The organism is Amycolatopsis sp. NPDC021455 (assembly GCF_040640995.1).
In the GTDB taxonomy this organism is placed as follows: Bacteria; Actinomycetota; Actinomycetes; order Mycobacteriales; family Pseudonocardiaceae; genus Amycolatopsis.
This window is the reverse complement of sequence record NZ_JBFACT010000022.1, coordinates 48891-61735: the sequence shown is the minus strand read 5'-3', so window position 1 is coordinate 61735 and position 12845 is coordinate 48891. Positions and strand designations below refer to the sequence as shown.

The 12845-nt window shown below is 62.1% G+C and carries 12 protein-coding genes; 10 read left to right on the top strand and 2 right to left on the bottom strand.

Annotated features, from left to right (window positions below; all coding sequences use genetic code 11):
- The first annotated feature begins 122 nt into the window (after positions 1 to 122).
- A complete protein-coding gene (locus tag AB0G28_RS24230; RefSeq protein ID WP_361092978.1) occupies positions 123 to 1670 on the top strand; it encodes a transcriptional regulator in 1548 nt (515 codons plus the stop codon).
- Positions 1667 to 2017 carry a signal peptidase I gene (locus tag AB0G28_RS24225; RefSeq protein ID WP_361092975.1) on the top strand — a complete coding sequence of 117 codons (351 nt, stop codon included), beginning with the start codon at positions 1667 to 1669 and terminating at the stop codon, positions 2015 to 2017. Before AB0G28_RS24230 ends, AB0G28_RS24225 begins: the two co-directional genes overlap by 4 nt.
- On the opposite strand, the gene AB0G28_RS24220 is transcribed toward AB0G28_RS24225, so the two are convergent.
- On the bottom strand, positions 2006 to 3394 hold the full coding sequence (locus tag AB0G28_RS24220; RefSeq protein ID WP_361093192.1) for a helix-turn-helix transcriptional regulator: 1389 nt from the start codon (positions 3392 to 3394) through the stop codon (positions 2006 to 2008). The two genes, AB0G28_RS24225 and AB0G28_RS24220, sit on opposite strands and share 12 nt — an antisense overlap.
- Before the next feature lie 250 nt (positions 3395 to 3644).
- On the opposite strand from AB0G28_RS24220, the gene AB0G28_RS24215 reads away from it, so the two are divergent.
- Genes AB0G28_RS24215 through AB0G28_RS24205 form a run of 3 tightly spaced genes read left to right on the top strand, consistent with a single transcriptional unit; the run spans position 3645 to position 4698 of the window.
- Positions 3645 to 4094, top strand: coding sequence for a hypothetical protein (locus AB0G28_RS24215; protein ID WP_361092972.1), 450 nt, complete (start codon positions 3645 to 3647; stop codon positions 4092 to 4094).
- Positions 4091 to 4336, top strand: a complete 246-nt coding sequence (locus tag AB0G28_RS24210; RefSeq protein WP_361092969.1) for a hypothetical protein — start codon at positions 4091 to 4093, stop codon at positions 4334 to 4336. The genes AB0G28_RS24215 and AB0G28_RS24210 overlap by 4 nt, the downstream gene beginning before the upstream one ends.
- Positions 4333 to 4698 (top strand): MarR family transcriptional regulator, encoded by a 366-nt coding sequence (locus AB0G28_RS24205; RefSeq protein WP_361092966.1) that lies wholly within the window; start codon positions 4333 to 4335, stop codon positions 4696 to 4698. The genes AB0G28_RS24210 and AB0G28_RS24205 overlap by 4 nt, the downstream gene beginning before the upstream one ends.
- A 310-nt stretch (positions 4699 to 5008) precedes the next feature.
- Here AB0G28_RS24205 and AB0G28_RS24200 read toward each other — a convergent pair whose 3' ends face one another.
- The gene (locus AB0G28_RS24200) at positions 5009 to 6010 is read right to left on the bottom strand and encodes an IS481 family transposase (protein ID WP_361092963.1); all 1002 of its coding nucleotides are present in this window, start codon (positions 6008 to 6010) and stop codon (positions 5009 to 5011) included.
- Between the two features lie 466 nt (positions 6011 to 6476).
- Between AB0G28_RS24200 and AB0G28_RS24195 the strand changes: the two genes are divergently transcribed.
- From AB0G28_RS24195 to AB0G28_RS24175, 5 genes are all read left to right on the top strand, one after another.
- Positions 6477 to 9242, top strand: a complete 2766-nt coding sequence (locus AB0G28_RS24195; protein WP_361092960.1) for a hypothetical protein — start codon at positions 6477 to 6479, stop codon at positions 9240 to 9242.
- 28 nt (positions 9243 to 9270) lie between these two features.
- A complete protein-coding gene (locus tag AB0G28_RS24190; RefSeq protein WP_361092957.1) occupies positions 9271 to 9963 on the top strand; it encodes a HEPN domain-containing protein in 693 nt (230 codons plus the stop codon).
- 198 nt (positions 9964 to 10161) lie between these two features.
- The gene (locus AB0G28_RS24185; protein ID WP_361092954.1) at positions 10162 to 11061 is read left to right on the top strand and encodes a hypothetical protein; all 900 of its coding nucleotides are present in this window, start codon (positions 10162 to 10164) and stop codon (positions 11059 to 11061) included.
- A 393-nt stretch (positions 11062 to 11454) separates the two neighbouring features.
- On the top strand, positions 11455 to 11790 hold the full coding sequence (locus AB0G28_RS24180) for an AbrB/MazE/SpoVT family DNA-binding domain-containing protein (protein ID WP_361092951.1): 336 nt from the start codon (positions 11455 to 11457) through the stop codon (positions 11788 to 11790).
- On the top strand, positions 11787 to 12836 hold the full coding sequence (locus AB0G28_RS24175) for a tyrosine-type recombinase/integrase (protein ID WP_361092948.1): 1050 nt from the start codon (positions 11787 to 11789) through the stop codon (positions 12834 to 12836). Before AB0G28_RS24180 ends, AB0G28_RS24175 begins: the two co-directional genes overlap by 4 nt.
- Positions 12837 to 12845 lie beyond the last annotated feature (9 nt).

Here is a 12845-nt window from a genome sequence, read left to right as displayed (position 1 = left end):
GACTTGGTGAGCGAGGTGTTTTCCATGCCTCTAATTCAAGGCCGGAACGGCGTCGCAACCCATGCACAAGCACCGCAGCACCACTGCACAACCACCGCAGATCAGCGACATTCGGGAGCGCGATGAGTCCGGCCGGGGGATGGACGGGACGAACAGCGGTCGCATTGCAGTCGGCATTGCGGCTCAGTCAAGAGCGCTTCGCCGAACACCTCGGAATCAGCGCGCGCACGGTCGCGTCCTGGCACAAGAAGCCGGATCTCCGGCCGCAGTCGGAGATGCAACAGGTTCTGGACACCGCCCATGAACGAGCGTCGGAGGCCGAGCGCGCCCGCTTCGATGAGCTGATTGGCGAGGGGCCGGCCGTCGACACGAGGGAGGCCGACCGGCGGCTCGCCGCGGACCCCCACATCGGCGCGGCTCTCGAATGGCTCGACCGGCACGCCCACTGGACGCCCGGCACCGCGCGCCGCGCCGTCGCCGAGCGAGTCGCGAGCGTCGATGTCCAAGACCTGCACGACCGCGGTACGCGACGCGGTTGGGTCAGCCAACGCAACGTAGCGGCCGCGCTGGCCACCTACTACGGCAGCCGGCTCGACGACCACGGCCTGTACATCGCGCGGTGTGGAGAGCTGGCCATGAACACCAGCGTCCTGACCTGCGCGGAGTGGCTGGACCTGGACTGCGAACTGCGCCCGCCGCACGACCGGTTCCGCGTTCCGAGCGCACAGCCTGAAGCCGACCTGGACCTGGACGACCACGCCGTCGGCCGCGCTGTTCAGCGGCTCGCCGAGACGCTGTCCATGAACACCCGGCTGACGGACAGCCCGATCTACCGGCTGACGAGCACGGACATCCGTGAACACCAGCTCGGCGGGACGTTCGGCATGTCCCAGTTCGTGCACTACGCGCTGACGGTCGACTTGCTCGAAGGTGAACTGGTGGACGCCGTGGCTACCGGCTCGAACGCCATGCCGCTCCGAGACCGCTACTTGCCGGATCTCCGGTCGGTCCTCGACATCGGCGACCGCCTGTGTGCTGGCGGCGTGCTGGCGCTCACCGCGATTGCCCGGCCCGCTGACCCGTACCGCGGTGACGCGGACTACCTGCTCCTGGTGCAGGAGCGATCCGGCCATGTACTCAACGCCGCGCGCCGGCTCGCGGTGATCCCGAAGGGCTTCCATCAGCCGCTCACCGACGTCCGCCGGGACGCCCAGGTCGGCATGACGCTTCGCCGCGAGATGGAAGAGGAGCTGTTCGGCCGCCCGGACATCGACAACACCCTGGGCGACATGCTGGCGGCCGACCCGCTGCACCCGACCAAGCTCACCGAGCCGATGAGCTGGCTCATGGCGGAGCCCGGCCGCCTGCGGATGGAGTGCACCGGGTTCGGCCTGAACCTTGTGAGCGGGAACTACGAGTTCGCCAGCCTGATCGTCATCGACGACGAAGAATTCTGGGCACGCTACGGCGGCGTGGTGGAAGCGAACTGGGAATCCGCGACTCTTCGTCAGTATTCGACTACGGACGCGGAACTCGTCACCGAGTTGCTGGGTGATGTAGCGTGGAGCAACGAAGGATTGTTCGCCATGACGCAAGGGCTGCGACGCCTTGCGGAAATCGGCGGAGAACGTGTGAAACTGCCCGCGATCGAATGGGAGATCAGCCAGTGAGCGACGGTTGGACCGCCGGCAACGCCAACGATGACGCGGCCGAGACACGCGGCTGGCTGGTCGGGCACTTCATCGACCCTTCGCAGGGTGTCCGCGCGTCCAAGGACGTGGAAGTCAAGTGGGCCAACCATCCTGCGGGCGACAAGCGTCCTGAGTGGACTTCCGATGACCAGCGGACCACGCTGGTGATGCTCGTCTCCGGTGAGTTCCGCGTCGAGGTCACCGGCGGCGGAAAGATCATGAATCGGCAGGGCGATTACGTGATGTGGGGTCCAGGCGTCGACCATTCCTGGGAAGCGTTGGCGGATTCGGTCGTCCTGACGGTCCGTTGGCCGTCAGCAACCTAATTCGACGGCGGGAATCCGCACTCGTTCACCGCCGATCTCGGCGAGTCGGCGCAATCCTTGGAGAAATGCGAACAATCCCTCATTGCTCCAGGTTTCGTCGCCGATTAGTTCGCTGATCAAGTCGCCGTCAAGTGTCGAGTACTGCCGCAGCCCGGCCGCCTCCCAGTTCGCTTCGACGTCGCCACCGAACCGCGGCCAGAACTCCTCGTCCTCGATCACGACCAGGCTGGCGAACTCGTAGTTCCCGCTGACCAGGTTGAACCCGAACCCCGTGCACTCCATCCGCAGCCGGCCGGACTGCTCGCTCAGCCACCGCATGGGAGCAGACAGCCTGCTCGGGTGCATCGGGTCGGCGGCGCGCTGCGTTCCGGTCGTTCGGTCGACGTCGAGCCGTCCGAACAGCTCTTCTTCCAGTTCGCGCCGCAGCGTGGCGCCGATCCGCGCGTCGGCACGGTGGTTGGCAAGGGGTGCGTGGAAGCTCTTCGGGATGACTGCCAGCCTCCGCGCGGTGTTCAGCACGCGTCCCGACCGCTCCTGGATCAACAGGAGGTAGTCCGCCTCTCCGCGGTACGGGTCGGCCGGCCGGGCGATCGCCGTCAACGCGAGGACTCCACCAGCGCAAAGCCGTTCTTGCAGGTCGAGCACGGCAGGAAGATCGGGTAGGTACCGGTCCCGGAGCGGCATCCGGTCGCGACCGGCCGCCAGGCTCTCGTGTAGCTCGCGTTCGAGAAGGTCAACGCTCAGCGCGTACTCGACGAACGGCACCACGCTGACCTTGCCGCGGACCGCTCCGGGCCGAACCTGCACGTCCGTGAGCCGGTAGAGCGGCACGTCGGCGATACGGACGTCATGGGTCGTGGCTTCAGCCAGCCTGCTAACCGCGGCGGCTGCGTCAACCTGCTCGCGCGACGCCTCGCCGTCGGCCGACAACGCCAGCTGGTCGCCCTCAAACGTCAAGGGGCAAGCCAAATCCAGCCACTCCGGCCGTGTCAGAACGCTCGTCGCTATCCGAACCGGGCCGCAGCGCGCGGAGTACTGCCCATGACCGGGAATCGAAGGGCCGTAGTAGCTCGCCAGGGCCTCAGCCGCGAGACTTCGCCGGGCCATAGCTCCACCATGCGACCTCGTCGGCGCGGACGCTGCGACTCGCGTGCGCGTAGTCCCTGGGGGCCACCCGACGTGCCGATCCAACCAGCCGAACGCGGGCTCAAGCCCCGACCGGAGCAACGGTGCTTCTTGGGGTAGGCGCAGGCCGATCAGCTCGCGCAGCTCGTCGGTGGAGCGGCCGAGCACCTTGGCCAGCTTTGGCCACTGGTAGGGCAGGGGTGCGTACTCGCCGGCTTCCCACCGGATGACGGTTGATCGGTCAACGCACATCACTTCGGCGAGCTTCTCCTGAGTCAGCCCGACCGCCTTGCGAGCTGAAACAAGCTCCTCGCGCCGTCGAACGCTGACCACCCCGAACACCTCACTCTGCTGACAGTGATCACAGCCTAGCAGGCATATCAGCTGGTAGAGACGACGACTGCCACATCTCCGCCCCGAAACACCGACGTTAGCGCTCTGGGCGTGGGCGGGTTCTCCGGCTTGGATGATTTCAACACATCCGGCGACCAGGGGAGCGAACGTGACCAGCGGCGAACGCGGCCTGCGGCCTTCGCGCTTGTACGTGACCTGGCACCGCAGTGTGGCCGACAACCTGGACCACGCCGTCACCGACGAAGACCTTGCCGACGGCATCGCACTCCAGACGGGCCGCTACTACTCGCTGTGCGGCCGCGAAGTGCTGTTCGACTCGTGCCTGGTGCCTCCGGGTCGTCGGTGCGGCGCGTGCAACGCGCTGGTCCGGCTTCGCCCGACCCCGCCGACGACCGAACGCACGTGCCACAGGAAGCCGTCGCGCTGGCGTCGCCTGTTCGGCCGCCTCCAGACTCCGGCCGTCCTGCCGCCGCGCCCGCCTCAACGCGTGCGGCTCATTCCTGAGCAGGGCGGCCGGACTACGACGTCGGCGGGAACGGGCGGCGCCCCGACCGCGCCAGTTCCCGCCGATCACGAGGTTCGGCGAGGTGCCCGATGACGATTCGCCTGGTCATCGCGCGCCCGTTGCCCGGCACGGTTGGCGAGTCTCGCCGCGTCGTTCACGTGTTCCCGGTCCCAGTAGAGGAGAGCACGCCGGAGCAATTGACCGCATACTGCGGCGAGACGTTCGGCCCCGGCGAACTCGAGTTGCTCGATCGCCCGGTCGGGATGCCCTGCGTGAACTGCCTCCGCAGCTCGCCAGGACCCAATACCGCCGAACTGCCGGCGGGGCAGCGATGACGCCCGCTGGACAGCCCGCCGTACTGACCGCTCATCGGGAAGTTGACCCGCTGCTGCTTCTGCCGGTCCGGCTGTTCATCGCATGTCTCCTGGCGGACATGCGCTGGTGCGAAGACGTCGCTGTTCGGGGCGCGCTCCATCTTGACGGGCGGGGCTTCGCGCCGCACGTCGAGAGTCTGCGCGCTGCCGGGTACCTGGATACCCGCACCGAGGGGCGCCGCGCGAAACTCCGCCTGACGACGCTCGGGCTCGATCGGCTGGCCGAGCACGTGACTGCACTCCAGGCGGTCGCGTGTACGGCCGCCGAACTCGTCGCCGCGCAACGTGACGACCTCCGGCTACCACTGCCGCCAGAGTCGTGAACGCCGCCGCCGGCGGCGGCCAGCCATGACCGACCGCGGCGCCTGGGGCCGCGCTCGCCTTGGTACAGGTCGACCCCGGTGCGACAACCCGCCCGCCGACCTCATGACGCAATGCACGCATCCGTAACGCCGTGACGTGCGCTCGCCGACGACTCAAAACCTCGTCCACGAGGTCTGGCTGTGACGGCTGTGACGGGTTCCCGTAGACCCGTCACAGCCGTCACAACTGACGTTTTCGCAGGTCGTACGGCACTTCCGGCCGTCACAGGATGCGTGACGGCGCGGTATCTCGGAGCACGGGCTGTGACGGCTAGATGTATGAGGCCATGACGTTGGTGACGCCGGTGTGGAGCCGGGTGACTGGTGGCTGGTTTCCGGCGGCGGTGTGTGGTCGATGGTAGTTGTAGTGGATGTTCCAGACGGCCAAGGCGGCGGTGCGGTGGGTTTCGCTGGTCCAGGCGTGGGCGTAGAGGAACTCTTCGGCCAGGATGCGGTTGTAGCGCTCGACTTTGCCGTTGTGGCGTGGGGTGTAGGGCGTGATTCGCTGGTGGCGGGCTCCGCGTAGGACGGTGGCGAAGTCGTTCGCGCGGTAGCAGGCGCCGTTGTCGGTGACCAGGCGGTGGATGTGGGTGATGCCGTGCGCGGCGAAGAACGCGCGAGCTCGGTGGACGAACCCGATCGCGGTCCGGGCCTTCTCGTCGGGTAGTGCTTCGGTGTAGGCCAGGCGTGAGTAGCCGTCGACGGCGGAGTGCAGGTAGGTGTAGCGGGCCCGCTGGCCTCGGGTCTTGCCGCGCCGGGCGCGTTTATCCTGGATACTGCCTTTGCCGTGGATCCGCCATCCGCCGCCGTCGGGAATCTGGCCGGTCTTCTTCACATCGAGGTGGACCATGTGCCCGGGCCAGCGGGCGATGATCCGCCGCGGCTGGCGGTTGCTGTCGCCGGTGGGGTCGAGGAACCGGCGCCGGTTCAGCCCGAGGTGCAGCAGGTGCCGGCCGACGGTGCGGACGGAGATGGTGATGCCCTCGGCGGCCAGCTCGGTCGCGATCCGTTGGGCGGAGTACTTGCGTTGCCGGCGTAACTGCCCGATCCGGGCCACCACCTCGGCGGGGGTGGCGGTGGGCTGGTGGCGCGGGACGCTGGGCTGGTCGAGTAGGCCGGCTTCGCCGTGGCGCCGGTAGCGGTTGACCCACTTGGAGGCGCATTGGCGGGAGATGCCCATCTCGGCGGCGACATGGGCGATCGGGCGGGTCTGGCAACGCGCGACGAGCCGGCGGCGGCCCTCGACAGACAGCGGGGCATTACGGTGGTGCACGGACGGGTCTTTCTGCTCGGCGGACGAGTTGGTCGCACTTCTCATCCTGCCGCCGAAAGACCCGTCCCTCGCCTCAGGCCCTGTCAGCCGTCACCAACGTCATGACCCGCAACAGCTAGATCGGCTCTGTTGCGCATGAGCTTCGTGTGACAGTTACCGACAAGCGAGACTCCTTGCATGATGCCCTCGCGCTGGCTGTCTGACGTGGAGTACGAGGGAACTTGAGCCTTGCTCGCTGGCTACCGAAAGCCGGCCGGTGCTGAAACTTGCTGCAATCGTGGTCGATTCAGTCAACGACCCAGGTCGCGCATCGGTACTGGACCTACTCCTGGGTAGCGCCGCAATCGATACCTTCGTTCCGTAACGCCCACGCGAGCGTGAACGACCGCATGTAAGTACGAGCAGGTGACTTGGAAGTGGCTGGACCGAGCGGCGGCCATGCAGGCTATGGCGAGAGGAACCATCAGTGCAAATCGCATTCTTCGACTCCGGAAGCGATAGCCTGTCTTCTTACCGGAAGGGCGTGCTCTTCGAACAGTTTACGCGCCGCTTGGTTGAAATGTGCGGATATCAGGACATTAATCTGCGCGTCAAGCGTGCCAGCCTCGAATACGATATCGAGGCTATTTCGCGTATGACCCGGCGCCAACTCAATGGCGAGGCAAAGGCGCACGAGTCCGCGATTGCCGGGAAGGAATTAACCGCGTTCGTGGGCAAACTGTTCCCGATTGCGATGCTGAATAATGGTGTCGACGGGTTATTTATTTCGACATCCGAATTTACGCCAGACGGTGGAGACTTCCTGCGATCCCTTACTTCTGAGGTACTCAACGCCGCCAATATGACGATCCGAACACTGGTTGGGCAGGAGATTGTCGAGTTTTTGTGTGAAAATTCGGTATGTACGTCCGAATCCTCTGTCCGTAAATTGACGCGTACGGAGGTCGGCCTCGAGCCGCTCGACACGTGGCTTGTTGTCGGACAAAATGGTGACATATTGGTTGTAAGTTGTGGTCCTACTGCAGCTTCAGCGGCAACCCACTTCTTGACCTTTGACCTATCGGGTAAGCGCATCGACTTGAGCGAACTTGAGATTTTAAGAATCAGGGCTCAGGTGATAGACCTTCAAAATCTCGACTACCTACAATTTGGTGAGAAGTCGGAGGTATCAACAGAGCGTATCACCTTGCCTGGAGTACTTGCGGGTGCTGGGTGGTTTGACTACAAGTTTCCGAGCCCGCCGGAATGCTTCATTGGTCGGGCTGAACCGCTTGAGCATATAGTCGACTATCTCAACAAGGTTAGGTTGCAAGAAACCAATGTGCGAACTGTTCAGGTCGTTAGTCGTTCGGGGGTTGGCAAAAGCTCACTGCTTCTAAAAGTGGCTTCATCGGATGGTGCGGCTGCTTCCGTAACGGTCGATGGTCGGAACTTGCTGACGCCTTCTGACCTGCGCCTTACAATTTCAGGGCTTGCCGATAGTATCAACAGGGATCTTGGGTGTCAGATTGACCCGCCCGCTCGGCAGGAAGATATATCGAATACGCTCAGAGAGATTGGCAAACTCGTCGGCCAGCAACAGTCTGTTGTGGCAGTACAGATTGATCAGTTTGAGGCTTTGTTGTCTCGTCCGAGCGTCTTCCGTGGAATCCTTGACTTGGTAATTTCGACGACCGAACGCGCTTTGCCAATTGTATGGGTGATGGCGCGAAAGAACGACCTCGCCGCCACATACGACGAAAGTGCCGCTGTTGACTTAATGCGCCTGAACGAGCTGAGTCATTCCATAGAGCTCGATGACTTCACGATATCCGAGGAAAACGCTCTGCTTGACCAGCTTTCAAACGAATTAGGATCGAGGATATCGGCCCAGCTTACGGAGGCTATTCTCACGTTTTCGGCTGGCTTCCCCTGGTTGCTCAAGCGTGTGTGTGCGCATGTTATCGGTATGTCCAAGGCTGGAACAGACGTCAGTCAGCTCGCTCGCGGGGGTCTGCGAGCAGAAGACCTTTTCGATGAGGACTTGGCCGGATTGGATGAAGCCGACAAGGGACTCTTGCGCACGCTGGCAGCAAACCTGCCGAACACTGTTGCGGAACTCAGCCGGCGCCTAGAGGGTGAAGTTAGCTTTCAGCGATTGACTGACAAGCTGAACGGATTTTTGGGCCGAAAACTGCTCCGCCTGTCCGGAAATGTGTACGATACTTACAATGACGTCTTCAAGTCATACCTGCTTACTAATCGTATTCCTTTCCAGGCAAGGTACGTCTTCAGGGTTACGCCGGGCGCTGCGCTCAGTTTACTGCCGAAGATCACGGACGAAGGACCAATGGATGCGGCCTCCTTTGCAAAGCGCATTGGTGGTAACCCGACTGCAGTATATAACAAGCTGCGTGAACTGCGGCTTCTTGGCTTTATTGATCCCGAATCGGGGAGAGTTGCCCTTTCGTCAGAGGCGGCCGCGGCGATCGAGTCTGAACAGATCGGCGACTTCCTTCGCAAGGCGCTCCGAGCTAACGCCCTTGCAGCAAAGGTCCTGGATCTCGTTGCAAGTGAGGAAAAGACTTATCTGGACTCGGTCACTGACCTTCTGCGAGTCGAGTTGCCTCATATTAGAGTCAGCGGTAAGACGTGGAATCAGTATTCGAGCATTCTGGTGAACTGGTTGAGATACGCTGGAATGGTAGACGTCGAAGGGGATCAGATTCGACAACGTGAATCGGCGTCGGATGCAATGCTATTCCGGCGTGAATTTAACCTTGGGAACTTCGTGCCTGGGACGTTTATTCCATCGACTCGCCCATCTCGTGTTGTGAAGCTAGTTCAGTTAGTGAGGTCTAATGCTGTAGAGGTCGGGTCGATTCGCTCAGAATTTGGTTCGACGACTGCAGCAGTTATCAGAGATGCTCGAGCTCTCAATCTTGTTGAGGACGACGGCGACTTTGTGTGGCTCACGGCTCAAGGCAGGGCTCTGGTAGCAGGTAAGGAGAAAATATCGGAGCAAGACATTGCGGTACTTTGCCTTTCTAAGCAGAACGTTCGCGCTCTCATTGATGCTGCATCAAGCGGCGCATTAAGCAAGGAAGACCAACGTCAACTGCTGGGCCGATTTGGTTCGGCAACTTGGTCGGAGCAGACTTGGAATTGGCGTGTCGGAATTCTAACTTCGTGGGTTGTGGCAACGGGGCAAGCCAAAGGTGGGCGGAAGGGCTTGAGGACGCTCGCTACGTAGAACTCTACTTCCGAGGCAGGCATCAAAGGTGCAGGAGGCTGGAGGCGTGACGGGAACTGGGCGCGCATACAGTAGCTTCTTATTCGAGGCCGTTCCTGACGTCGTAAATTTGATCAAGTTCCATGTTCAAGAAACTGGAACCAAGCGAGGACGGCGTAGGCCTGAAATTCAGGTAGTGACTCGGTCTGCCATTGTATTAGTGTGTGCTTACTGGGAGGCGTTCTGCGAAGATCTTGCCGCTGAGGCGTTGCTGCACCTGGCTGACTATGCACCCGACGCCAAGGGTGTTCCGCATGCCGTCCAGAGGACACTCATAAGGAACTTGAACGACTCTAAGAATGACCTTACAACTTGGGCTCTCGCCGGAGATGGCTGGCGGACGGCGTTGCGTGATCGTGCGAAGCTGATAAGCGGCGACATGGACCGTTCTCTCAATACGCCGAAGTCGTATCAAGTTAGAGAATTCTTTAAGATAAATGTGGGCATCGGGGATATTACGCAGAGTTGGTCCTGGCACAAGAATCCGCCAGCGAGGACTACGGACCTATTGGACGAGTTTGTAACCTTAAGAGGGCGCATTGCTCACCGAGGTTCGACGGGTAGTCCAGTTTATAAGCAGAGGGCTCTGCGCTCGCTCAATTTCGTCATGCGACTTGCCGAGAGGAGCGCGGTTTGCACCAGCCTTCATTTGGAGGCTCATACTGGAAAGCAGCTTGAATGACGAAGGGCGGATGTACTTTTGTGGGCATTGCGACGTGCTAAGATCCGCCTGGCTAGTATTAGGCGTAGCCGGAGACTCTTTCACTGGGTTGCGGCAACTGCGTTTACTTCATGGATTTTGAGCCTCGGGGCCGTCGTAACCAATTTCTTTATCTCTGACTCTAGTGAAGTATCGCCCTTCCCTGATGCTGATAGGTCTGTGGCTGTTGCAGTGGAGCATCAGGGCCAATTTCAGGCCTATCAGAGTTACAATCGTGGCTTCTTTAATATATGCCCTTCGGGGCCATCTGGCTGGCATGTTGTATTTAGTTGGGCAATCAAGGTTCCGGATGTGAGTGTCCGGATGCCTCCACTGTATTTGTTTATTCCGGCAGACTCTACGGAGATTGTTCCGGAGAAGCGCGTAGTCATCGACGAGCGTGGTGACGTAGTCTCGACCGGAGAAAACCTGACAAGTGTAAAAGAAGTCGCGTCAGGTTCTAACGGTAAGCTGCTGAAGCTTGATGTCGGAGGCTTTGGAGGTGCGAATAATACGACGACGGCCTACTACGGGATAAACTTCAATACGGCTGCCTTTGATGAAGGAATTTCTTCAATCGGGACTCGTAAATTCAAGGTTTCGTATAATCCGACGGTCGTTACAGCTGGTTACTTCCCTGGTTTTGGTGGCGCGAGAACCCCTTCTGCGAACGATAACTGGGACCTCGCGATGATCACCTGTGATCTGGACCACTTGGATGGTTCATCGTTCGATCGCACTTCGCTAGATCCGATCCCGTCAAAAGAGATTTCCAAAGGTAAGCTGCTCTGGGAAGGTTCAGCTGGTCAGCAGCTAACGATCGTTGGAAAAACCTCGGGCGGGCTTCTTTATGGTGTGGAATCTGTCGCCGAGTGGATGTCTATTAATGCCTTTGCGGCCGGATTGGGTGCAATTTACGGTGTGGGAATTGAACCTCCATCTGATGTGCAGAAATTAGAGAATAGTAAAACTGATGACAGTCGAGTAGCAAAAATCGAGCCGAAGTCAGGAGGGTTGGACGTGAAGCGGGCAGCGCGAAACCGACGTCGTCGAGGGCGGCGTAGAAAGAAATCTAAGTAGAATAAATGTATGGTTACAAATGTGCGCTCGAACACTCAATTACCCTATGAGGCGCGGGGTGGCTTCGAGCCCAACTCGTGGGAACCTGCAGTTCAAGCTGGGAGTTGCAGGCGTGTAGATAGTGAGCAAGATCGTCCTCGGACACATATTCGTGGCAAGCCTGCCACATCTGACGTATCAGTGCTCGAACGCACTTCAACACGCTGATCAAGCGCCTTCCCGGTCGCCCCGCCTTCGGTGGGGGTGGTCTTCATGACCAGCGCCGTGATCAAGCCGTTGGTCCTCCCAGCTCTCCCTGAGGGCGGACGTCCCGCGGCCGCATCTTCTGTCCCGGCTGCCGGTCGCCGAATGTTGCCGCTGCCTGTAGTTCCGACGCCACGCACAAGCAGCGCCGTGTACGGGCTGGCAGCTGTGGACTGCCGGGGCCGCGTTGCCGATCACGCGATCATCGCCGTCCTCGGCTGGCGACCCGGTGCTCGCCTGGATATCCGTGAGTCCCGCGGCCTGCTGGTCATCCGGCCTGACGCGCGCGGCGTCTTCAGCGTGACGAAGCAGGGGCACCTTCGGCTGCCCGCTGCCGTCCGGCACTGCTGTGGCCTGGTTGCTGGGGACCGTGTTCTGCTGGCCGCCGATCCTGCGCGTGACGTGCTGATCGTGCACCCGCCGGCTGTGCTCGACGACCTGCTCGCCGCATGCCACGCGGAGCTGCTCGGCGGTGATCTCGGATGACTGCGCAGGCCTCGGCCGCGAGCGCCGCCGAGTTGGAGGCCGCGCGACTGCTGTTGGCCCGGATGGGGGTCTCGCCCGAAGACCTCCTTGCTGCGCCAGTCAGCCGTCCGCTGGTGCCGACGTTCGCGGAGTACATCCCGACCGTCTCGGCTGCGGTCACCGATGGCACCCGGCGGGTGTACGGCTCCTACTGGAACCGGATCGCCGAGCACTGGGGCCACCGCCGTCTAGACGAGCCGACCCCTTCGGAGATCAAGCAGCTGGTCGAGTACGTGAAGCTCAACGTCGTGGCCCGGCGCAACGCCCGCGGCGGCCGCAGTGCCGGCGAGCACCTGATCGCCGCGCTGCGCTGCCTGTACCGGCACGCCGAAAACGACAAGCTGATCGACGCGGCCGACAACCCGGCGGCCAAGGTCGCCAAGCCCCGCCGTCTGCCCTCGACCCGGCGGGCGGTGGCCGATACCCGGCTGGCCGAGATCAACGAGACCGCGGCAACGACCGGCAACGACCCGGCGCTGGACAGCCTGCTGCTGCGGTTGCACACCGAGACCGCCTGCCGCCGCGGCGGCGCACTCGCGCTCCGGCCGCAAGACCTCGACACCGACCAGTGCCTGATCTTCCTGCGCGAGAAGGGGGAGACGGTCCGCTGGCAACCCGTGTCGCCGACGCTGATGGCGCACCTGGTCCGGCACGCCGCCGAGCGCGGCGCTCCACGGGACCGCCAGCTGCTGCGGTATGCCGATGGCCGGCCGATCACCACCCGCCGCTACGACCACCTTTGGGCCCGCCTTGGCAAGCACCTGCCGTGGGTGGCCACCCAGCAGATCTCCACCCACTGGCCGAGTGGTGTGTCGAGGATGTCGGCATCGGATTCGTTCTCCACCGTGTCAGGCGCGACGCTGCTGACGGGCGAGGTAGTTGATCCGGATCAGGCCAGTCGGCGGGAGCGGGCCGGCCGGCGATCCAGCGTAGTCCGCGGGCACGGGACGAGAGGGGAATGCTGGCGCCGTCCCTTAGCCGTCAAAACCGAGCATCACCGCCACTGAGGTGACACC